This window comes from Pedococcus soli (assembly GCF_054782575.1).
In genome coordinates this window covers 17,996-39,670 of record NZ_BAAGSF010000001.1, presented here as the reverse complement: position 1 = coordinate 39,670, position 21,675 = coordinate 17,996, and the positions used below count along the sequence as shown (strand labels likewise).

Sequence of the window (21,675 nt, the reverse complement as noted above, 5' to 3'; positions counted from 1 at the left end):
GCCTCGATGCCGAGGTCCTGCACCCCCACGCACGAACCTGCTCACCGGACAAAGGAGTCGCGGACATGACCAGCCCCACCAGACCACCCCTCGTCGTGATGATGGGGGTGTCCGGCTCCGGGAAGACGACCGTGGGCGCAGCCCTCGCGCAGCGGCTGCGGGTCCCGTTCGCGGACGCCGACGACTTCCACCCGCCGGAGAACATCGCCAAGATGGCCGCCGGGATCCCGCTCGACGACTCCGACCGCGAGCCGTGGCTCCAGACCATCGCCGCCTGGCTGGGCGAGCACGCCGCCACCGGCGGGGTCGCCAGCTGCTCGGCGCTCAAGCGGGCCTACCGCGACATCCTCACGTCGGTCGCCCCGCAGACCGTCTTCGTCCACCTCCACGGTGACCGCGACGTCCTCGCCGCGCGGGTGGCCGGCCGTCCGGGGCACTTCATGCCGGCGGCCCTCATCGACTCGCAGTTCGACACCCTCGAACCCCTCCAGGCCGACGAGATCGGCCAGGCCCTCGACGTCGCCCAACCCGTCGACATCCTCGTCGAGCAGTCGCTCGACGTCCTCGCCACGAAAGGTGCGTCGCTCGCATGACCACTGACCTGTTCACGTTCCTGCAGCCGGCCCTGGCTGCGGCCGACGTCCCGGACATCCCGGCTGCGCGCCTGGTCCCGGCGGCCCTGATCGGGATCGCCGTGATCGTCGTCCTGATCACGAAGTTCAAGCTCCACCCCTTCCTCGGCCTGACCCTCGGCTCGCTGACGGTCGGCGCCATCGCCGGTGTCGCGATGGCCGATGTCGTCGCCAGCTTCACCAAGGGCTTCGGCTCGACCGCGGCCAGTGTCGGCACCCTGATCGCGCTGGGCGCGATGTTCGGCAAGCTGCTCGCCGACTCCGGGGGAGCGGACGAGATCGTCGACACCATCGTGGGGCGCTCCTCGGCTCGTTCGCTCCCGTGGGCGATGGCCGGGGTCGGTGCGCTGATCGGCCTGCCGATGTTCTTCGAGATCGGCCTCGTCCTGCTGATGCCCGTGATCTTCCTGGTGGCCCGCCGCTCCGGCCTGTCGGTCATCAAGGTCGGCATCCCGGCCCTCGCGGGCCTGTCCGCCATGCACGGCCTCGTGCCGCCGCACCCCGGTCCGCTGGTGGCGATCGACGCCCTCAAGGCCAACCTCGGGATCACCCTGGCCTTCGGTGTGCTGGTCGCCCTGCCTACGGTCGCGATCGCCGGCCCGCTCTTCGCCCGGTTCGCCGGCCGCTGGGTGGACGTCCCCGCCCCGGAGATGTTCGACACCGCCGACGACCGGGAGCAGCGCCTGCAGCGACCGACCTTCGCCGTCACCTTGTTCGCCGTCCTCACCCCGGTGGTCCTGATGATGGGCAAGGCGCTCGCCGACATCTTCATCGCCGCCGACGACAACCCGGTCCGCACCGTGCTCGACTTCGTCGGCACCCCGCTCGTCGCGCTGCTCATCGCCGTCATCGTCGGCATGTTCACCCTCGGCCGCGGCGCCGGCATGGGCACCAAGGAGCTCTCGACCTCGCTCGAGAAGTCGCTGCCGCCCATCGCCGGCATCCTGCTGATCGTCGCCGCCGGCGGTGGCTTCAAACAGACCCTCGTCGACACCGGCATCGGCAACCTCGTCGCCGACTGGGTGCAGAACAGCGGCCTGTCCGTGCTCCTGCTCGCCTGGATCGTCGCGGTGCTCATCCGCCTCGCGACGGGCTCGGCGACCGTCGCCACGGTCACCGCCTCAGGGATCCTCGCGCCCCTGGCCGCCGGCATGAGCACCTCCGAGGTGTCGCTGCTCGTGCTGGCCATCGGCGCCGGCTCGGTGTTCTTCTCCCACGTCAACGACGCCGGCTTCTGGCTGGTCAAGGAGTACTTCGGCCTCAGCGTCGGCCAGACGATCAAGTCCTGGTCGCTGATGGAGACCGTGCTCTCGGTGTCCGGCCTGGTGTTCGTCCTGCTCCTGGGCCTGGTCGTCTGACCGCGGCTGCCTGCCCCCTTCTCGCTTTGGGTGCCCAGACGGTCGGAACTCCGACCGTCTGGGCACCCAATGTCGTGTCGGAGCGGGGCGGTCGGCGCGGTGCGGCCGGTGCCATAGAGTTGGTCTTCGTGGCCGTCGACTTCCAGCAAGAGATCAAGAACCTCCGCACCACCATGGACTCCGTGCGTGAGGTGACCGACCTGGCATCGCTGCAGGAGCAGATCACCGACCTCGAGGCCAAGGCCTCCGCGCCGGACCTCTGGGACGACCCCGACGCCGCGCAGGTCGTGACCTCCGCCCTCAGCCGGGCCAACTCCGAGCTCGAGCGCGTCAAGAGCATGGACTCGCGCATCGACGACCTCGAGGTCCTCGTCGAGATGGGCACCGAGGACGGCGGCGACGCCGACACGATGGCGGAGGCCGAGCGTGAGCTCGTCTCGCTGCAGAAGGCGGTCGGCGAGCTCGAGGTCCGCACGCTGCTGTCGGGGGAGTACGACGAGCGCGCCGCGGTCATCACCATCCGCGCCGGAGCGGGTGGCGTCGACGCCGCCGACTTCGCCGAGATGCTCATGCGCATGTACCTGCGATGGGCCGAGCGCCACAACTACCCCGCACAGGTGATGGACACGTCCTACGCCGAGGAGGCCGGGCTCAAGTCCGCCACCTTCGAGATCAACGTGCCCTACGCGTTCGGCAACCTCTCGGTCGAGGCCGGGACGCACCGCCTGGTCCGGATCAGCCCGTTCGACAACCAGGGCCGTCGCCAGACGAGCTTCGCCGCGGTCGAGGTCATCCCCCTCATCGAGCAGACCGACTCCATCGAGATCCCCGAGAACGAGATCAAGGTCGACGTCTTCCGCTCCAGCGGCCCCGGCGGCCAGAGCGTCAACACGACCGACTCGGCGGTCCGCATGACCCACATCCCCACCGGGATCGTCGTGTCGATGCAGAACGAGAAGTCGCAGATCCAGAACCGCGCCGCCGCCCTGCGCGTGCTCCAGTCCCGCCTGCTGCTGCAGCGCCAGGCCGAGGAGGCCGCCGAGCGCAAGGAGATGGCCGGCGACGTCAAGGCCAGCTGGGGCGACCAGATGCGGTCCTACGTGCTGCAGCCGTACCAGATGGTCAAGGACCTGCGGACCGAGTTCGAGGTCGGCAACCCGTCCTCGGTGTTCGACGGCGACATCGACGGCTTCATCGAGGCGGGCGTGCGCTGGCGCAAGGAGCAGCAGAAGCTCGCCGAGTAGTCCTCCCCACCGCCGTGACGGCGACGAGGACACCTCGGGCTGCCCTGGGCTGAGCCTGGGCTGACCCTGGGCTGACCCTGGGCTGACCCTGGGCTGCCACGCCGAGCGGGCGCTGCTGCGCGGCATACGCCGGCGCGCGACCTATCCTCGGGTGCGTCGTGCGTGGACGCCCGCGCGTGACAGGTATGCCGTCCCATCCAGCCCCCCGGTAAGGCTCACGTCCCGCGCATGATCCGTTTCGAGAACGTCAGCAAGGTCTATCCCCGGTCCAGCCGACCGGCGCTGAGCGACATCAGCCTCGAGATCGAGCGAGGCGAGTTCGTCTTCGTCGTCGGGTCCTCCGGCTCGGGCAAGTCCACGCTCCTGCGCTTGGTCCTCAAGGAGGAGGGCGTCACCCAGGGTGCCGTCCTCGTCGCGGGCCAGGAGGTCGGGCGCCTGCCGCAGCGCAAGGTGCCGCGCCTGCGCCGCGAGATCGGGACGGTCTTCCAGGACTTCCGCCTGCTGCCCAACAAGACGGTCTACCAGAACGTGGCCTTCGCGCTGCAGGTCCTGGGACGGTCCCGGCACGCGATCCGCCAGGTGGTCCCCGAGACGCTGGAGATGGTCGGGCTCGACGGCAAGGAGAAGCGGCTGCCGCACGAGCTCTCCGGTGGTGAGCAGCAGCGCGTCGCCATCGCGCGCGCGTTCGTCAACAAGCCGCCGATCCTGCTCTGCGACGAGCCCACGGGAAACCTCGACCCGACGACCAGCCTCGACATCGTCCGCCTGCTCGACCGGATCAACCGGACCGGCACGACGATCGTCATGGCCACGCACGACGACGACATCGTCGACCAGCTGCGCAAGCGCGTCGTCGAGCTGAAGAACGGCCACATCATCCGCGACGAGAACAAGGGCGTCTACGGCAGCGGTCGCTGACCGCACGCCACGGACTTCGGGAGACCTCACCCCATGCGACTGCAGTTCATGCTCAGCGAGATCTGGACCGGCCTGCGCCGGAACCTCTCGATCGCCGTCTCGGTCATGCTCGTGACCACGGTCTCGCTGTACCTCCTCGGGCTGGGGCTGCTGCTCCAGCGCGAGGTCGACACCCTCAAGGGCTTCTGGTACGACCGCATCCAGGTCTCGATCTTCATGTGCGGTGACGACTCCGCCGAGCCCAACTGCGCCGGCCGGGGAGTGACCGACGAGCAGCGGACCGCGCTCAAGGACCAGCTCGACCAGATGAAGCCCCTGGTCAAGAACGTCTACTTCGAGTCCGAGCAGCAGGCCTACGACCGGTTCCAGGAGCAGTTCCGCAACAGCCCGCTGGCCAGCAGCATCCGGGTCGGGGACATCCCGCAGAGCTACCGCGTCCAGCTGTCCGACCCGACGAAGTACGACGTGGTCGTCAGCGCCTTCCAGGGCGCCCCGGGGGTGGGGCGCGTCCAGGACCAGCAGAAGACGCTGGACAAGCTGTTCACGGTGATGAACGGCGTGACCGTGGCGTCGTTGGGGCTGGCGTTCATCATGATCATCTGCGCCGTGCTGCTCATGGCGACGACGATCAGGCAGGCCGCGTTCACCCGCCGAAGAGAGACCGGCATCATGAAGCTGGTCGGGGCGAGCAACCTCACGATCCGGCTGCCGTTCGTCATGGAGATCGTCCTCGCGACCCTGGTCGGGGTGGGCGCCTCGGTCGGCCTGCTCTACGCGACGATCCACTACCTCACCGGTTACGTGGCCCGCGAGCTCCCGGACGTGGCGATCGTCGGAGCGGGAGACGTCTGGGTCGTCGCGCCGACGCTGGCCGCGATCATGCTCATCATCGCGATCGTCACCTCGTGGGCGACGTTGCGCCGGTACCTGCGCGTCTGAGGCGCGTCCCTGCTCGTCCGCGACCGTCGGCGGCCGGCCCGGGTGGCCGCCGCCGTGAACCGGCAGACCTGGCCACTCGGCCGACGTGGCCCACTCGGCCGATCGGTCGATTCACAGGCACGAATCGACCGCCAATCCCGAGAAACTGGTGTGCCCTGTGTTACCAATGAGGCCTATGAGCGCCATCCCCCCGCGCCGTCGCGCCACGCACCCCGTCCGGCTCACCGCCCTGGGCCTCGCCGCGGTCTGCTCGGTCGCCCTGGCGACCCCGTCCCTCGCCGCGGCAACGACCGCGACGACGACAGCAGGAGCCGTCACCGCGGCGACGACGGGGCTGGGCGCGAGCGCCCCGGGAGCCACCGACCCCGACAAGGCGAAGAAGAAGGTCGACAAGCAGGTCGACGCGCTGCAGGGCCAGCTCGAGGACACCTCCGCGGACCTGCGCGACGCCTACCTCGCACTGGAGCGCACCCGGGCCGCTCTGCCGGCCGCCCAGGCCGTGCTCGACAAGGCCACCGCCCAGCAGTCCGCGGCGGACGCCCACAACGACGAGATGGCCGTGGCCCTCGGGGTCGCCGAGGCCAACCAGGCGCGCGCGGTCGACCAGCTGGCCGGCACGCGCAAGGACCTGTCCGCCACCCGCACCCGGGTCGCCCGCTTCGCCTCCCAGCTCTACCAGGACCAGGGGATGGGCCAGCTGTCCGTCGCGCTGAGCGCGACGACCCCGGAGGACTTCGCCAACCGCATCGCCCTCACCGACACGGTGATGGACGTGCAGAACCAGTCCATCACCAGGCTCGCCACGGCCCAGGCCGCTGCGCGGGCGCAGGAAGCCCACATCGCGGCGCTGCGGGCGCAGGTCGCCGCGGCGAAGAAGGCCGCCGAGGTCGCCCTCGCCCGCGCGACGCAGGCCCGCGCCACCGCGGCCGCCGCGAAGGCGAAGCTCGACGCCCTCGCCGTCCAGCAGGCGGCGCAGTCCAGGGCCCTCGAGGCCAAGAAGGGTGCGGAGAAGGCCAAGCTCGCCGCGGCCGAGAAGGAGCAGGCCCGGCTCAAGGCCGTCCTGGTCGCCCGCGCCAAGGCCGCCAAGGCCGCGGCTGCGCGCCGCGCCGCGGCGGAGGCGCGTGCCCGGGCCGCCGCACGCAAGGCGCACCGCCCCATACCGAGGTCGACGCTGCCGTCCATGCCGAGCTCCGGCGGCTTCCTCAGCGCCCCGTCGCCCGCGCCCATCTCCTCGGAGTTCGGGATGCGGTTCCACCCGATCCTGCACTATTGGCGCCTGCACGCCGGTCGTGACTACGCGGCCAACTGCGGGTCGCCGATCCGCGCGGCGGCCGACGGCCAGATCATCTCGGCCGGCTGGGGCGGCGGCTACGGCAACCGCATCATGGTCGACCACGGCGTCCTGCGCGGCGTCGACCTCGTCACCACGTACAACCACATGGAGCGCTACGCAGTGCGGTCCGGTCACGTCTCGCGCGGCCAGGTCATCGGCTACGTCGGGACGACCGGTTCGTCGACCGGCTGCCACCTGCACTTCGAGACCTACGAGGACGGGACCCCCAAGGACCCGCGCCGCTGGCTCTGACCCGGGTCCGACAAACCCGTCGTCGTCCCACCCCCTCCAACAGGTAGCGTTGACCTGCTGACCGACGACCGGCCGGCGACGAACCGTGCACGTGTCGACAGACGGGATGGGGCAATGCCCAAGGCCAACGACGAGGGTCGCAAGGTGGTGGCGAGCAACCGCAAGGCGCGCCACGACTACCTCATCGAGGACACCTTCGAGGCAGGCCTGGTCCTCATGGGCACCGAGGTGAAGAGCCTGCGGATGGGGCGGGCCTCGCTCATCGACGGGTATGCCGCGTGGCGCGGTGACGAGCTCTGGCTCGAGGGCGTGCACATCCCTGAGTACGTCCAGGGCACGTGGACCAACCACACCCCGCGCCGGCGCCGCAAGCTCCTGCTGCACCGCAGCGAGCTCACCAAGATCGCCCGCAAGTCCTCCGAGAGCGGCCACACCATCGTGCCGCTGCAGATGTACTTCAAGGACGGCATCGCCAAGGTCGAGATCGCCGTGGCCAAGGGCAAGCGGCAGTACGACAAGCGGCACGCCCTGCGCGAGCGCCAGGACAACCGCGAGGCCCAGCGTGCGCTGGGCGCGAAGGGGCGCCCACAGGTATGAGCCGGGTCGGGGGGGCTGGTCGGTACCGGGTGCTGGCCGCCTGGGCGGTGGCGCTCGGGTTCGCTGCGCTGGTCCTCTCCGGCGGCGCCGCGTCCGCGGCCTCGTCGGACGACCTCGCCACGAAGTTCCACGTGGACTTCACCGTCAACCAGGACGGTTCGGTCGACGTCGCGGAGAACATCACCTGGCACTTCCCCGCCGGCGAGGACCGGCACGGCATCGAGCGCTTCATCACCGTCCGCGCCGGGTACCAGGACCGCACGGACACCTACCGCGAGTACCCCATCAGCGACATCAGCGCGTCCTCGCCCTCCGGCGCTCCCTCCGACGTCTCCGTCAGCGACGCCGCCGACGGCACCTCCGTGCGGATCCGCGTCGGCGACCCGGACCAGACCGTGTCCGGGACGCAGAGGTATGTCGTGCGCTACCACCTCGCCTCGATCGTCAACGGGTTCGACGACCACGCCGAGTTCTACTACAACCTCGTCGGGCCGGCGAACGACAGCACCTACGAGGACGTCAGCGCCTCGGTGACCGGACCCGGAGCCGCCGACCGCGCCGAGTGCTTTCTGGGGGAGCTCGGTTCCACCGACCGCTGCCAGGCCACCCCGGGCGCGACGGCGCAGTTCAGCGCCGCTCGAGCCGAACCCGGCCAGGGCGTCTCGATCCTGGCGTCGCTGCCGCTGGACGGGTTCGGGTCGCTGGAGCCGGTCCTGCACCAGGGTGAGGTGTCCAGCGATGGTGGGGTGATCACGACCCAGACGTCCAAGGCCCTCGGGGCGCTGGCCCTCGGCGCCGGGGTCACCCTGCCCCTGCTGGCAGCCGGCCTGATGGGCACCCTCGTCTACACGCGCGGCCGCGACGAGCAGTACGCCGGGCTCACCCCCGGCCTGACGCCGGGCCTCGCCCCGGGCGCCACGGGTGCCCAGGGCGCGGGCTCTGTCCCCGGCAGTGCGGCGCAGGCCCCCGTCGTCCGGGCCGGGAAACGGGTCGTGGCCGTGCAGTTCACCCCGCCGCAGGGGGTGACCCCCGGCCTCGTGGGCACCGTCATCGACGAGACGGCCAACACCGTCGACGTGTCCGCGACCCTCGTCGACCTCGCCGTGCGCGGCCACCTGACCATCGAGCCGATGACCTCGGGGATGTTCAAGAGCAAGGACTGGCGGCTCACCCGGACGACGCCGACCGCCGAGCAGGCGACCGTGCCGCTGCTGCCGTACGAGGAGGCCCTGCTCGGCGGTGTCTTCGCGACGTCGCCGGTGCGCGACCTGTCGGACCTCAAGAACACCTTCAAGCCGACCCTGACGCGGGTGCAGTCGCTGATGTACGACGAGGTGGTCCGCCGCGGCTGGTTCCGCCGCTCGCCCCAGGCCCAGCGCGGCGCGTGGACCACGCTCGGGGGGCTGCTGATCTTCGTGCCCGTGTTCGTGGGCATCTGGCTGGGTGGTCCGTTGATGAGCCTGGGCGCCAGCAGCGGGTTGGGGGTGCCGCCCGGGATCGCCCTCGTGGGGGGCGCGGTGGTGGCCGGTGCCATCGTGCTGTTCCTCGGCCGACGGATGGCGGCTCGCACGGCCGAGGGCAGCGCGGTGCTGGCGCAGTCCGAAGGGTTCAAGCAGTACCTCGTCACGGCCGAGGCCTCCCAGATCAAGTGGGAGGAGGCGCAGGACGTGTTCAGCCGCTACCTGCCCTACGCCATCGTGTTCGGCGTCTCGTCGCAGTGGGCCTCGACGTTCGAGAAGGTCGCCGAGGCCGCGGCAGCCGCGGGCCACGTCGTGACGCCACCGCTGTGGTACCTCGGTGGGGACATGAGCTCGTTCGGCGGGATCGCCGACGGCATGGACTCCTTCGCGACGACCGCCGGTGGGACGTTCACCAGCACCCCGGGCAGCTCCGGCGGGTCCGGCTTCTCCGGTGGGGGCGGGTTCTCCGGCGGTGGCGGCGGCGGTTCCTCAGGCGGCTCCTGGTAGGCGGCCGGCCACCACCGATCCTTCGCTGCCCCCAACGAGGCGCCCCGCCATACGCGGCCCTGGTCCCGACACGACGAAGCGGGGGTTGTTCGGCGACACCGGGTGAAATATCTCCCGGTTCGCCGAACAACCCCCGCTTCGCGCACGTGCCGCGCACGTGTGGCGCACGTGTCGCGCAGTGCGTGTCGGTCAGTGCTTGAAGGCGTCCTTGACCTTCTCGCCGGCCTGCTTCACATCGGCCTCGGCCTGGTCGGCCTTGCCCTCGCCCTCGAGGCGCTCGTTGTCGGTCGCCTTGCCGGTGGCTTCCTTCGCCTTGCCGGCGAGGTCGTCCTTGGTGTTGTCGAGCTTGTCCGTGAACCCCATGTTGCGCTCCTCGTCATCGAGTGACGCCGGGTGGTGGGCCCGGCGGCTGTGCACGACAGGCCTGGCCTGCCGACCGATCTCACTTGCACGGGAGGTGGCCGCTTCTTGACCGCCGTGCCCTTCGACCGTAACCCGCTGACGGGATATCCGCAGGTCAGGAGCCGAGCACGAGCAGGAGGTCGCCACCTTCGACCTGCTGCTGGGTGCCGATCGCGAGCCGCGTGACGGTCCCCGCGACCGGGGCGGTGATGTTGGCCTCCATCTTCATGGCCTCGATCGTGGCGACGACGGCGCCGGCCTCGATGGCCGACCCCTCCTCGACCTGGAGGCTGACGACCCCGGCGAACGGGGCGGCCACCTGGCCCTTGTCGGACGGGTCGGCCTTCTCCGCCGCCTTGACGTCGACCGCGACCTTCTCGTCGCGCACCTGGACGGGCCGCAGCTGGCCGCCCATGGTGAACATCACCGTCCGCAGGCCGCGCTCGTCGGCGTCGGAGACGGACTGCAGGCCGATGAGCAGGCGCTTGCCCGGTTCGAGGTCGATCTCGTGCTCGTTGCCGACCTCGATCCCGTGCAGGAACTCGCGGGTGCCGAGCACCGCGAGGTCGGAGTAGGAGTCGCGGGACTTCTCGAAGTCCTTGGTGGGCCCGGGGAACAGCAGGCGGTTGAGCGTCTGGCGGGGAGCCGCGCGCAGCGCCTCGGCGTCCTCGTCCGACAGGTCCGACACCCGGGGCTTGGGGTTGCGGCCCTCGAGCGCCTTGGTGCGGAACGGCTCGGGCCAGCCGCCGGGCGGGTCGCCGAGCTCGCCGGACAGGAACCCGATCACCGAGTCGGGGATGTCGTACTTCGTGGGGTTGGCCTCGAAGTCGTCCGGGTCGGCCTTGGCGCCGACCAGGGCGAGGGCGAGGTCGCCGACCACCTTGCTGCTGGGGGTGACCTTGACGATGTTGCCGAGGATCCGGTTGGCCGCGGCATACGTGTCCTCGACGGCCTCGAACCGGTCGCCGAGCCCGAGCGCGATGGCCTGCTGGCGCAGGTTGGAGAGCTGCCCACCGGGGATCTCGTGCGTGTAGACGCGGCCGGTGGGGGAGGGCAGGCCGGACTCGAACGGGAAGTAGAGCTGCCGGACGGCCTCCCAGTAGGGCTCGAGGTCGCAGGCCGCGCGCAGGTCGAGGCCCGTCTCGCGCGGGGTGCCGTCGGTCGCCGCGATGAGCGCCGACATGGCGGGCTGGCTGGTGGTGCCGGACATCGAGGCGCTCGCGACGTCGACCGCGTCGACGCCGGCGTCGATCGCGGCGAGGAGGGTGCCGAGCTGGCCACCCGGGGTGTCGTGGGTGTGCAGGTGCACCGGCTGGTCGAACCGTTCGCGCAGGGCCGTGACCAGGGTGCGGGCTGCCGGCGCGCGCAGCAGGCCGGCCATGTCCTTGATGGCGATGATGTGTGCCCCGGCCTCGGCGATCTGGTCGGCGAGGCGCAGGTAGTAGTCGAGCGTGTACAGCTTCTCGCCCGGGTTGGTCAGGTCGCCGGTGTAGCAGAGGGCGACCTCGGCGACGGCGGTCCCGGTGGCCCGGACGGCGTCGATCGCCGGGCGCATCTGGTTGACGTCGTTGAGCGCGTCGAAGATGCGGAAGATGTCGATGCCGGTGGCGGCCGCCTCCGTGACGAACGCGTCCGTGACCGCGGTCGGGTATGGCGTGTAGCCCACGGTGTTGCGCCCGCGCAGGAGCATCTGCAGCGGCAGGTTCGGCATCGCCTCGCGGAGCTGGGCGAGCCGGTCCCACGGGTCCTCGGCCAGGAACCGCAACGCCACGTCGTACGTCGCGCCACCCCAGGCCTCGACGCTGAGCAGCTGGGGGGTGAGCCGGGCGACGTACGGCGCCACGTGCATCAGGTCGCGGGTGCGGATGCGAGTCGCGAGCAGCGACTGGTGCGCGTCGCGGAACGTCGTCTCCGTCACCCCCACGGCCTCCTGGGCGCGCAGGGCGTCGGCGAACGCCTGGGGCCCCTCGCGCAGCAGTCGGTCACGGGCGCCGGGCGGGACCGGTGCGGTCGTGTCGAGGGTCGGCAGCTTGGACCGCGGCGAGACCCGGGTGCGACCCGGGCCGTGCGGCTGGTTCACCGTGACCTCGGCGAGGTAGGTGAGCAGCTTGGTGCCACGGTCGGCGGAGATGCGGGCCGTCCGCAGCTCGGGCCGCTCGTCGATGAAGGCGGTCGAGAGCCGTCCCGCCTGGAAGTCCGGCTCCTCGAGGAGGGCCTGGAGGAACGGGATGTTCGTCGAGACGCCACGGATGCGGAACTCCGCGAGCGCACGGCGGGCGCGTCGCACGGCCGTCGGGAAGTCGCGGCCCCGGCAGGTGAGCTTGACGAGCATCGAGTCGAAGTGGGCGCCGATCTCGGCGCCGACGAACACCGTGCCACCGTCGAGGCGGACACCTGCGCCACCGGCCGAGCGGTAGGTCGTGATGCGGCCGGTGTCGGGCCGGAACTCGTTGGCCGGGTCCTCGGTGGTGATGCGGCACTGGAGCGCGGCGCCACGGATCTGCAGCGACTCCTGCGACAGCCCGAGGTCGGCGAGGGTCTCGCCGCTGGCGATCCGCATCTGCGAGCTGACCAGGTCGACGTCGGTGATCTCCTCGGTGACCGTGTGCTCGACCTGGATCCGCGGGTTCATCTCGATGAACACGTACCGGCCGTCGGGCGCGAGGAGGAACTCCACCGTGCCCGCGTTGACGTACCCGATCTCCTTGGCGAAGGCGACCGCGTGCGCGCACATCTCCTCGCGCAGGGCGGGGTCGAGGTTCGGCGCCGGGGCGATCTCGACGACCTTCTGGTGGCGGCGCTGCACCGAGCAGTCACGCTCGAAGAGGTGGATGACGTTGCCCTCGCCGTCGGCGAGGATCTGCACCTCGATGTGCCGCGGGTGGACCACCGCCTCCTCGAGGAAGACGGTCGCGTCGCCGAACGCCGACTCCGCCTCGCGCATGCAGGCCTCGAGGGAGTCGCGCAGGTCCTCGCGCCGCTCGACGCGCCGCATACCGCGTCCGCCACCGCCGGCCACCGCCTTGGCGAACACGGGGAACCCGATCTCCTCGGCCCCCGCGATGAGCTCGTCCACGTCGGTGCTGGGGGCGGCGCTGCGCAGGGTCGGCAGGCCAGCCTTCTTGGCCGCGGCGATGGCGCGCGCCTTGTTGCCGGTGAGGTGCAGGACCGAGGCGGGCGGACCGACGAACGTCACACCGGCGGCGGCGCAGGCCTCGGCCAGGTCGGGGTTCTCCGAGAGGAAGCCGTAGCCCGGGTAGACGGCGTCGGCGCCGGCCTCGACCGCGGTGCGCACGATGCCTTCGGGGTCGAGGTAGGCGCGCACGGGGTGGCCGGCCTCGCCGATCTCGTACGCCTCGTCGGCCTTGAGCACGTGCTCGGACTTGCGGTCCTCGTAGGGGAAGACCGCGACGGTCTTGGCGCCGAGCTCGGTGGCGGCCCGGAAGGCGCGGACCGCGATCTCCCCTCGGTTGGCGACGAGCACCTTGGTGAACACGAGACCTCCTGCGAGAGCTGCCGGCAAGACCACTGGGACGAGCGTGCAGGGGAATCCTAGTGAGCGTTCGCTGGCTGAGACCGGGCGACCGCGATGCGGACAGCCCAGCGGGCGGGCCGGTCGAGTCCGGTCCGCCCGCTGCGGTGGTTCAGTGGTGGTTCGGTCGTATGGCGCGAGGGCGCCGGGGTGGGGGCGGCGTCAGTTGGCCGCGGTGAACCGCTGCCGGCGGTGGCGAGGCTGCTCGAGCTCGTCGACGAGGGCGACGGCGTAGTCCTCGGCGCTGATCTGGTCGCCGGCGGGGGAGTCGAGCCCGAGGGTGAACGTCCCGGTCCGCTCGCCGGGCAGGATCACCGGTGCGGGGGAGAAGAAGGTCCAGTCGAGGTCCTGCGGTGCCGCGCGGAAGAGGTCGAGGGCGGTGGCGCCGGAGGTGGCCTCGGCGAGGTACTCCGCGGGGAAGCCGTCGCTGTCGAGCAGGCGGGTGCCGTCGGGCAGCAGGAGGGAGCCGGCACCGCCGACGAAGACGACGCGGGTGTCGCCGGCGTGGTCGATGAGGTTCTGGGTGGCGGCCAGCCACGGCTCGTGGCTCTCGCCGGTGCGGCTGGGGCCCGTGGCCGACACGATGACGTCGTGGGCGCTCGCGGCCTCGGTCACGGAGGCGGCGTCCCCGAGGTCGCCCCTGACGGACTCGACGCCGTCGATCCCGGTGTCGGCGCCGCTGCGCGACAGCGCGGTGACCTGGTGGCCGCGGGAGACGGCCTCGCGGGCGATGCGGGTGCCGATGGTGCCGGTGGCTCCGAAGAGGGCGATCTTCATGGTGGTTCAGCTCCTGGAAGTGGGGTGGACATGCTGTCGGGCTCGACAGTAACAATTGGTTACTGAGTACTTCAACGTGCTATAAGTACCTCATGGTGACCAAAGCATTCCCCGGTGGGACGACCCTCGCCCGTCCGGACCGCGGCGACGCGTTCGACCCGAACTGCCCCACGCGCGTCGTCCTGGACCGCATCGGCGACAAGTGGACGGCCCTGGTCGTCGGGGCGCTGTCCACGGGGGTGCTGCGCTTCACCGAGCTCCGCACGGCGGTGGGGGGTGTGGCTCCCAAGGTGCTCACCCAGACGTTGCGCGCCCTCGAGCGGGACGGGCTGGTCACCCGTACCGTCCACGCCCAGGTCCCGCCGAGGGTGGACTACGAGCTCACCGACCTCGGCAGGTCGCTCGAGGAGCCGTTGGCGATGCTCACCGACTGGGCCGAGGTCCACGTGGCGCAGATCCTGGCCGCCCGCGAGCGGACCGAGGCGTCCGCCGCCCCGGCCTGATCCGGTCCTGCACGAGGACGCCCCCGACCGGTCACCGGTCGGGGGCGTCAGCACGGGAAGGGACGCTCAGAGCCGCACGACCATCTTCCCGGTGTTGCCGCCCGCGAGGAGGCTGCGGAACCCGTCGACGGCACTCTCGATGCCCTCGACCGCAGTCTCCCGCCACGCGATGCGGCCCTCGGCCAGCCACCCGGCCATCTCCCTCTCGAACTCCGGCCGCAGGTCCTCGTGGTCGCTGACGAGGAAGCCGCGCAGGGTGAGCCGCTTGCCGATCGCCTGGAACAGGTTGCTCGGGCCGGGCACCGGCTCGGTCGCGTTGTAGGCGCTGATGGCACCGCACATCGCCACGCGTCCACCGAGGCGCAGCGCCGAGATGGCAGCCTCGAGGTGGTCGCCACCGACGTTGTCGAAGTAGACGTCGATCCCCTCGGGCGCCGCCTCCTTGAGACCGGCGGCGATGGGCTGGGCCTTGTAGTCGACGACGCGGTCGAAGCCGGCCTCGTCGACGGCCCAGCGGACCTTGTCCGGGCCGCCGGCCGAGCCGATGACGAGGGAGGCGCCCTTGAGGCGGGCGATCTGGCCGACGAGGGAGCCGACGGCCCCTGCTGCGGCGGACACGAACACCCGGTCGCCCTCACGGAGCTCAGCGGTGCGGACCAGGCCCGCGTAGGCGGTGCGTCCGGTCATGCCCATGACTCCGAGGTAGGCCGAGGGCGAGGCGAGCCCGGTGTCGACGACCCGGGCGTGACGGCCGTCGACGAGGGCGTGGGTGCGCCAGCCGTACGGGTGCAGGACGGCGTCTCCGACCTCGACGGTGGCGCCGGTGGCGTCGGTGACGTCCCCGCCGACCGCCTCCACGACGCCGACGGCGTCGCCGGTCATGGGCTGGTCGAGCTCGAACGGCGGCACGTACGACCTGACGTCGTTCATCCGGCCCCGCATGTACGGGTCGACGGACAGGAAGGTGTTCCGCACGAGCAGCTGGCCCTCGGCGGGTTCGCCGAGCTCGGCCTCGACGAGGGCGAAGTCCGCGTCGACGGGCTCGCCGTGGGGGCGGCGGACGAGGTTCCACTGGGTGCTGGTCGCCATGGGGTGCCTTTCACGAGGGGGTGGCCCGAGAACTCCGGGCCGTTGGACGCAACCTGCTCCCCGCCGACGGTGTTCCCCGTATGGCGCGCGGGTGGGATGTCCCACACGCCTGCCCCGGCGGCACACGGGAAGGTCGCCGGTGGCCGGGAGGAAATGGATGCAGGGGGTGGTGGCGTTGGACGCTAGGATTGACCACGACAACTGAACAGCGTGTGTGTGAGCACCCCGTGCGTCGAGCAGCAGCCTTGTGAGCCGCGGCACCGGAGCATGGGGGTGATCGGTTTCGACATTGGTCGGCATATCAGGGGAAGCGGGTCGAGGATGCCTGGTTATCTCGTAAACGCTCCCGGCAAACCAATAGGTGCCAATTCCAAGCGCACCGACTTCGCCCTCGCCGCCTGAGCGAGCCACGAAGTCCGTCAGCCTGAGCTAGTTCTCGACTCAGTGTCTGGCGTCAACTAGAGAACTTGCTGCGCAGTCATGTCGGGGGACTGCGCGGGACTCTTACTCGACTGGGCCTGTCAGCGGACGTGTGCGCGCGAGCGCTGGGGCCGAGAAAATCCACAGCGCACTGCACCCGGAGAAGCCCTGGTTTCCCGTCAATGGACGCGGGTTCAATTCCCGCCACCTCCACCACTCGTGCCCACACACACGCACCAGCTGTCAGAAGGGCCCGGCTCAGGCGCCGGGCCCTTCGCCGTTCCCGGGGAGGCCTCCTCGCCGTCCCCGGCGGCCACCCGCCTGACCTGCGAGGATGGCGCGATGCTGCGCGACGACACTGCCCACGAGGAGCGGATCGGGTCCCGCGACCTCGCCGCGTGGCCCACCCCCGTCGGCCGCGCGGTCGCCCGCGCCGGTCTGGCCCTCGGTCACGGCGCCGTCCGGGTCGGGACGTGGAGCGCGGCCAACGTCGTCCTGATCGTCACGGCGCTCGTGGGCGGGCTGGCCGTCGTCGCCCTCACCGCCCTCACCGCCGAGGTCTACGAGTCCGTCGTCGAGGCGGACGGCCTCGCCGGCCTCGACCACCCGGTCCTCGACGCCGCCATCGGGTGGCGCACCCCCGGGCTGGACCACGCCGTGACCCTCTACACCGACGTCGGTGGACCGGTCGGGATGCCGGTGCTGGCTGCTCTCGCCACAGCGGTCATGGTGTGGCGCTGGCGGTCACGAACTCCCTTGGTGCTCATGGTGATCGCGGCCCTGGGGTCGTTGGCCATGACCATCACCGGGAAGCAGCTCATCGGGCGGGCCCGGCCTCCGCAGTCGCTGGCGGTGCCGCCGTTCGAGACCTCCCCGTCGTTCCCCAGCGGGCACACGCTCAACGCGACGGTGCTGACCGGGATCGTGGTCTACCTGATGCTGCGCCGGCTCGAGTCGGCGCGGGCCCGGACGGCGACCGTCGTGGCCGGGGTGCTGTTCGTCGGCTCGATGGGGCTGAGCCGGGTCTTCCTCGGCCACCACTGGCTGACCGACGTGGTGGCCGGCTGGGCGCTGGGCCTGGCCTGGGTGGCTGTGGTCGTGACCGCGCACCGGCTCTACCTCACCGTGCGCCGGGCGACACCGGGTCACGCGGGGACGTCGGCCACCCAGTGGTCGCCCTCGGGGCGGAACCCGAGTCGCTCGTAGTAGGGGTTGACCATCCCGGAGGGCGTGACGATCTGGCGGATCCCCTTGCCCCGGAACATCCCGCTGCTGCGGTAGACGAACTCGCCCGGCGAGAAGTCGCGGAACCGCGGGGTCACGTAGTCCAGCTCGACCCGGGCGATGCCGTCGCCGGAGTCGCGCACCACGACCACGCCGACGGTCTCGTTGCCCCGCTCGACGAGGTAGGCGCTGCGGCCGTCGCCGAGCCCACCCGTGCCGGGGGAGGCGTCGAACCGCGGGAAGTAGCGGGCGATGTCGACGGCCTGCACCTTGAGGAAGTGCTGCAGGTACGACTCGTCAGGACCGACGGCGACCACCTCGTACACCTTCTCGTCGCCGCGCTCGCGCACCAGGCGGACGATGAACCACACGTTGATGCCGGCGATGACGAGGTTCATGGCCACCATCGGCCAGACCATGAGCATCGCGTTGAACACGGTGAGCGTGCAGCTGGCGACGAGGTTGAGCAGCCGGAAGCGCAGCACCCTCGCCTGGAGGAGGGAGAAGACGAGCAGTGCCGAACCGGCCCACCCGAGAGCCTGAACGGACCACGACGTCATGGCTCAAGTGTGGCGCACCGACGGGGGTGGGCCGGACCACGACGGGTCAGGCCTGCTGCTGCGCCTTCTGGGCCTCGACGTCGGCCTTGACGGCCTCCATGTCCAGTCCCTGCACCTTGGTGATGACGTCCTCGAGCATCGGCGCGGGCAGTGCGCCGGCCTGGGCGAAGACGAGGATGCCGTCCCGGAACGCCATGAGCATCGGGATCGACGTGATGTTGGCGGCGGCGGCCAGGGCCTGCTCGGCCTCGGTGTCGACCTTGCCGAACACGATGTCGGGGTGCTGCTCGGAGGCCGCTTCGTAGACCGGCCCGAAGCGCTTGCACGGGCCGCACCACTCGGCCCAGAAGTCGACGAGGACGGTGCCCTCCTCGAGGATCGTCTTCTCGAAGTTCTGCGCGGTCAGGGTCGTGCTAGCCATGTGTCTGCTTCCAGTCCCAACGGACCACGACGGTCGCGGTCACGGTGTGCTCACCCAGCTCGACGGAGGTGTCCGCCACACGGCCGGCCATCATGGCCATCCGCGGCTGGGGTCCACCCTGCACAACGTCACAGAGCTCGCGGACCTTCCCCAGCTCGCGTCCGGCCAGGGCGGCATACTGCTCGGCCTTGGTCCGCGCGTCGAGGAAGGCGGCCTCGCGCGCCCGGGCGTGGAGGGGTTCGGGGTCGGCCACGTCGAGACCGATGTGGTCGATGCTCAGCGCGTTGCCGGCCGCGCCGACGAACGCCTCGACGAGGGTGCCGACCAGGTCGGCGTCCCGCACGGTCACCGAGAGGTTCTGGTATGCCGTGTAGCCCACGACCGTGACTCCCTGCGGGTCGTGCCGCGGGTGCACGCCGGTGTCGGTGGTGCGCAGGTCCGCGGCGGCGACACCGTGGTCACGGGCGGCCTGGCCCAGCCCGCTGGCCCGGCTCCCGGCGTCGGACAACGCCGTGGACACGTCGTCGGCGTCCACGCGCACGCCCACCCGCAGGCGCACGACGTCCGGGACGGCTGAGGCACGTCCGGTCCCGCTGACCTCGATCTGGCTGCTCATCCGCCCAGCCTAGGCCGGGCAGGCGGGCTGGCGGAGGGCTGGAGGAGGGCGGGGAGGATCGGAGGAGGGCTGCTGTCGGCAACTCGTGGTTGGCTGGTCGTCGTACCGTCAGGAAGGACAGGCACGACCGCATGACTCAGCGCACCGACACCTCGACCAGCCCTCTCGGCACCACGACCTCGCAGGACCTCGACCTCGACCTCGACCAGGTCCGTCGCTACTGGGACGACTTCGCGGCCGAGTACGACACCTACCCCGACCACGGCCTGCTCGACTCCGACATCCGGGCCGCCTGGAAGGACCTGCTGCGCACCTGGCTGCCAGCCCGTCCCGCCCGGGTCGCGGACCTCGCGTGCGGCACCGGCTCGATGACCACGCTGGCCGCCGAGCTCGGCCACCAGGTCAGCGGGGTCGACCTCTCGGGGGAGATGGTGGCCCGGGCGCGGGCGAAGACCGCTCCGTTCGGCAGCGCCGTCGAGGTGGTGCAGGGTGACGCGGGTGCTCCGCCGCTGGCCGAGGGGACGTTCGACGTCGTGCTGGCGCGCCACATCCTCTGGACCCTGCCCGAACCCCTGGCCGCCCTGCGCTCGTGGGTGCGGCTGCTGCGTCCCGGCGGCCGCCTCGTGCTCGTCGAGGGCCGCTGGGGGATGGAGGACGCGGCCGACCAGGCGTCCACGTCCTGGCGGTCCGGGGTGCCGTCGGTCGAGCTCGCGGCCGTCGTCCGTGAGCTCGTGGGGGAGCCGTCCGTCGTCCAGCTCACGGACTCGACCTACTGGGGCAAGGAGATCGAGCACGAGCGCTACCTCCTGACCGTCCAGCTGGGCGCGACCCCATGAGCCGGCGGAGTGCCCGCCGTGGCTGAGCAGGCGGCCGGACCCGGCGACGTGGGTCAGGTCGCAGGGTCCGTCGCAGGGTCCGTCTCAGGATCCGTCGAGGGGTCACCCGCGGCGGCGAGTCGTGCCGTCCAGGTCGTCGGCTGGGCCTTCGTCGTCCTCGCGGCGCTCATGGTCCCGTGGACGGCCTACCTCACCCTGCACCTGCCGAGCTCGCAGGCCGCCGCCCACTACGACCTGGCCTGGGGCGGGTTCGACGTGGCGATGTTCGTGGCCCTGGCCGCCACCGCGTGGTCGGCGTTGCGGTTGCACACCACGCTGCCACCGCTCGCGGCCGTCACGGGGACGCTGCTCGTCGTGGACGCGTGGTTCGACGTCGTGACGGCCCCGGCCGCGGACGACCGGTGGGTTGCCGTCGCCATGGCCGTGCTCGTCGAGCTGCCCCTCGCCGGCGTGTGCCTCTGGCTCGCAGTCACCGGTCACCAGCTCGTCATCCGTCGCCTGCGTCGACGTGTCCGCGGACGCCCCGGTTTGCGTCGAGAGGGCTGAGCCGCCACAGTCCTCGGGTGAGTCATTCGAGCAGTAGCACCGCGACCGACGCCTCCACCCCGGAGCCGGACCCGACCTCCGGAGGGCCCGAGGGGAGCCACCTCCAGGCCGGGCTCAAGCCCCGGCACGTCACGATGATCTCGATCGCCGGGGTCATCGGGGCAGGCCTGTTCGTCGGTTCCGCCAAGGCGATCGCCACGGCCGGCCCGGCCGTGCTCATCGCCTACGCCCTGGCCGGCACCCTCGTGGTCCTCGTCATGCGCATGCTCGGCGAGATGGCCACGGCGCAGCCCGACACGGGGTCGTTCTCGACGTACGCCGACCGCGCCCTCGGCCCGTGGGCCGGCTTCTCCATCGGCTGGCTCTACTGGTGGTTCTGGGTCATCGTCATCCCGGTCGAGGCGACCGCCGGGGCCTTCATCCTGGGCGACTGGTTCCCCGGGGTCCCGCAGTGGGTGTTCGCCCTGCTCATCACCGCTCTGCTCGTCGTGACGAACCTGTTCAGCGTCGGCAACTACGGCGAGTTCGAGTTCTGGTTCGCCCTCGTCAAGGTCGTCGCGATCGTGGCGTTCATCACCGTCGGCGTGCTCGCGATCTTCGGGATCCTGCCCGGCTCGCACACCTCGGGCATCGGCAACCTCACCCAGCACGACGGGTTCATGCCCAACGGCTTCGGCGCCGTGCTCTCGGCCATGCTCGTCACGATGTTCACGTTCATGGGCACCGAGATCGTCACCATCGCCGCCGCGGAGTCGCCCAACCCCGAGTCCGGCATCCGGCGTGCGGTCAACTCGGTGATCTGGCGGATCAGCCTGTTCTACCTCGGCTCGATCTTCGTGGTCGTCGCCCTCGTGGCCTGGAACGACCCCGCGCTGGTCGACGGCAACTCCGGTTCGTATCAGGTCGCCCTGGAGCGGATGGGCCTCGGAGGCCTGACCACCGTGCTCGAGTTCGTCATCCTCACGGCGGTGGCGAGCTGCCTGAACTCCGCCCTCTACACCGCCTCCCGCATGGCCTTCTCCCTGTCCAGCCGCGGCGACGCGCCGGCGGGCTGGTCCCGCACCACGAGCCGGGGCGTCCCGGCCAACGCGATCATCGCGAGCTCGGTCGTCGGCTTCCTCGGCGTGATCGGCAACTACCTGCTGCCCGAGAAGATCTTCGGCTACCTGCTGGCCAGCTCCGGGGCCATCGCCCTGTTCGTCTACCTCGTCATCGCACTCTCCCAGCTGCGGATGCGCCGTCAGCTCGACGACGCGGGCACGCAGCCCGCCGTGCGCATGTGGCTGTACCCGGGCCTGACCTACGCCACGATCACCTTCATCGTCGCGGTGCTCGTCCTCATGCTGGTCCAGGAGGGCCACCGCCTCGAGCTCGGGCTCAGCCTGGCGCTCGCCGCCGTGATCCTCGCGATCGGTGTCTCCCGGAGGGGCGCCGGCGGTCACGGACCCGCCGGAAAGGGACCGGTCGGCGAGACCGAGCAGGTCCCGGTTCGGCCTACCCCCCGGTAAT

20 protein-coding genes and 1 other RNA gene are annotated in these 21,675 nt (G+C 71.1%); 14 read left to right on the top strand and 7 right to left on the bottom strand.

The features are described 5' to 3' along the window. Positions 1 to 65: 65 nt before the first annotated feature. The 8 genes from ACYVKF_RS00180 (at position 66) to ACYVKF_RS00145 (ending at position 9,240) form a co-directional block, all read left to right on the top strand. A complete protein-coding gene (locus tag ACYVKF_RS00180; RefSeq protein ID WP_056917009.1) occupies positions 66 to 593 on the top strand; it encodes a gluconokinase in 528 nt (175 codons plus the stop codon). Continuing rightward, the gene (locus tag ACYVKF_RS00175; RefSeq protein WP_056917010.1) at positions 590 to 1,990 is read left to right on the top strand and encodes a GntP family permease; all 1,401 of its coding nucleotides are present in this window, start codon (positions 590 to 592) and stop codon (positions 1,988 to 1,990) included. Before ACYVKF_RS00180 ends, ACYVKF_RS00175 begins: the two co-directional genes overlap by 4 nt. Positions 1,991 to 2,118: 128 nt before the next feature. Further along, entirely contained in the window at positions 2,119 to 3,234 is a 1,116-nt protein-coding gene (prfB, locus tag ACYVKF_RS00170) for a peptide chain release factor 2 (protein ID WP_056917490.1), read from the top strand. A 228-nt stretch (positions 3,235 to 3,462) separates the two neighbouring features. Then, on the top strand, positions 3,463 to 4,152 hold the full coding sequence (ftsE, locus tag ACYVKF_RS00165) for a cell division ATP-binding protein FtsE (protein ID WP_056917011.1): 690 nt from the start codon (positions 3,463 to 3,465) through the stop codon (positions 4,150 to 4,152). 33 nt (positions 4,153 to 4,185) lie between these two features. Further along, positions 4,186 to 5,091, top strand: coding sequence for a permease-like cell division protein FtsX (gene ftsX / locus ACYVKF_RS00160; RefSeq protein WP_056917012.1), 906 nt, complete (start codon positions 4,186 to 4,188; stop codon positions 5,089 to 5,091). Positions 5,092 to 5,266: 175 nt separating this feature from the next. Continuing rightward, positions 5,267 to 6,676 (top strand): M23 family metallopeptidase, encoded by a 1,410-nt coding sequence (locus ACYVKF_RS00155; protein ID WP_056917013.1) that lies wholly within the window; start codon positions 5,267 to 5,269, stop codon positions 6,674 to 6,676. Between the two features lie 114 nt (positions 6,677 to 6,790). Continuing rightward, the gene (gene smpB, locus ACYVKF_RS00150; RefSeq protein ID WP_056917014.1) at positions 6,791 to 7,273 is read left to right on the top strand and encodes an SsrA-binding protein SmpB; all 483 of its coding nucleotides are present in this window, start codon (positions 6,791 to 6,793) and stop codon (positions 7,271 to 7,273) included. Then, positions 7,270 to 9,240: a DUF2207 domain-containing protein gene (locus ACYVKF_RS00145; protein ID WP_460963937.1), complete on the top strand. Its 1,971-nt coding sequence runs from the start codon at positions 7,270 to 7,272 to the stop codon at positions 9,238 to 9,240. Before smpB ends, ACYVKF_RS00145 begins: the two co-directional genes overlap by 4 nt. 189 nt (positions 9,241 to 9,429) lie before the next feature. On the opposite strand, the gene ACYVKF_RS00140 is transcribed toward ACYVKF_RS00145, so the two are convergent. The 3 genes from ACYVKF_RS00140 to ACYVKF_RS00130 all read right to left on the bottom strand — a co-directional run bounded on the left by ACYVKF_RS00140 (position 9,430) and on the right by ACYVKF_RS00130 (position 13,951). Beyond that, entirely contained in the window at positions 9,430 to 9,603 is a 174-nt protein-coding gene (locus ACYVKF_RS00140) for a CsbD family protein (RefSeq protein ID WP_460963935.1), read from the bottom strand. Positions 9,604 to 9,757: 154 nt separating this feature from the next. Next, positions 9,758 to 13,138, bottom strand: a complete 3,381-nt coding sequence (locus ACYVKF_RS00135; protein WP_460963933.1) for a pyruvate carboxylase — start codon at positions 13,136 to 13,138, stop codon at positions 9,758 to 9,760. Between the two features lie 198 nt (positions 13,139 to 13,336). Then, a complete protein-coding gene (locus tag ACYVKF_RS00130; RefSeq protein WP_460963931.1) occupies positions 13,337 to 13,951 on the bottom strand; it encodes an NAD(P)-dependent oxidoreductase in 615 nt (204 codons plus the stop codon). A gap of 92 nt (positions 13,952 to 14,043) precedes the next feature. Between ACYVKF_RS00130 and ACYVKF_RS00125 the strand changes: the two genes are divergently transcribed. Beyond that, positions 14,044 to 14,454: a winged helix-turn-helix transcriptional regulator gene (locus ACYVKF_RS00125; RefSeq protein WP_460963929.1), complete on the top strand. Its 411-nt coding sequence runs from the start codon at positions 14,044 to 14,046 to the stop codon at positions 14,452 to 14,454. 66 nt (positions 14,455 to 14,520) lie between these two features. Here ACYVKF_RS00125 and ACYVKF_RS00120 read toward each other — a convergent pair whose 3' ends face one another. Beyond that, positions 14,521 to 15,543: an NADP-dependent oxidoreductase gene (locus tag ACYVKF_RS00120; protein ID WP_460963928.1), complete on the bottom strand. Its 1,023-nt coding sequence runs from the start codon at positions 15,541 to 15,543 to the stop codon at positions 14,521 to 14,523. Positions 15,544 to 15,812: 269 nt separating this feature from the next. On the opposite strand from ACYVKF_RS00120, the gene ssrA reads away from it, so the two are divergent. Both ssrA and ACYVKF_RS00110 read left to right on the top strand, forming a co-directional pair. Then, positions 15,813 to 16,179: a transfer-messenger RNA gene (gene ssrA / locus ACYVKF_RS00115) on the top strand. Positions 16,180 to 16,305: 126 nt separating this feature from the next. Beyond that, complete coding sequence (locus ACYVKF_RS00110) at positions 16,306 to 17,169, top strand: phosphatase PAP2 family protein (RefSeq protein ID WP_460963925.1); 864 nt, start codon at positions 16,306 to 16,308, stop codon at positions 17,167 to 17,169. Here ACYVKF_RS00110 and ACYVKF_RS00105 read toward each other — a convergent pair. The 3 genes from ACYVKF_RS00105 to ACYVKF_RS00095 are packed head-to-tail and all read right to left on the bottom strand — an operon-like array spanning position 17,109 to position 18,784. Beyond that, positions 17,109 to 17,747: a hypothetical protein gene (locus ACYVKF_RS00105; RefSeq protein ID WP_460963923.1), complete on the bottom strand. Its 639-nt coding sequence runs from the start codon at positions 17,745 to 17,747 to the stop codon at positions 17,109 to 17,111. The genes ACYVKF_RS00110 and ACYVKF_RS00105 overlap by 61 nt on opposite strands. Before the next feature lie 46 nt (positions 17,748 to 17,793). Beyond that, on the bottom strand, positions 17,794 to 18,168 hold the full coding sequence (gene trxA, locus ACYVKF_RS00100; protein ID WP_056917019.1) for a thioredoxin: 375 nt from the start codon (positions 18,166 to 18,168) through the stop codon (positions 17,794 to 17,796). Further along, positions 18,161 to 18,784: an SIMPL domain-containing protein gene (locus ACYVKF_RS00095; RefSeq protein ID WP_460963921.1), complete on the bottom strand. Its 624-nt coding sequence runs from the start codon at positions 18,782 to 18,784 to the stop codon at positions 18,161 to 18,163. The genes trxA and ACYVKF_RS00095 overlap by 8 nt, the downstream gene beginning before the upstream one ends. Positions 18,785 to 18,915: 131 nt before the next feature. Between ACYVKF_RS00095 and ACYVKF_RS00090 the strand changes: the two genes are divergently transcribed. From ACYVKF_RS00090 to ACYVKF_RS00080, 3 genes are all read left to right on the top strand, one after another. After that, the gene (locus ACYVKF_RS00090) at positions 18,916 to 19,620 is read left to right on the top strand and encodes a class I SAM-dependent methyltransferase (RefSeq protein ID WP_460963919.1); all 705 of its coding nucleotides are present in this window, start codon (positions 18,916 to 18,918) and stop codon (positions 19,618 to 19,620) included. Positions 19,621 to 19,638: 18 nt separating this feature from the next. Then, on the top strand, positions 19,639 to 20,166 hold the full coding sequence (locus ACYVKF_RS00085; protein ID WP_460963917.1) for a hypothetical protein: 528 nt from the start codon (positions 19,639 to 19,641) through the stop codon (positions 20,164 to 20,166). A gap of 134 nt (positions 20,167 to 20,300) precedes the next feature. After that, on the top strand, positions 20,301 to 21,674 hold the full coding sequence (locus ACYVKF_RS00080; protein ID WP_460964682.1) for an amino acid permease: 1,374 nt from the start codon (positions 20,301 to 20,303) through the stop codon (positions 21,672 to 21,674). Position 21,675 lies beyond the last annotated feature (1 nt).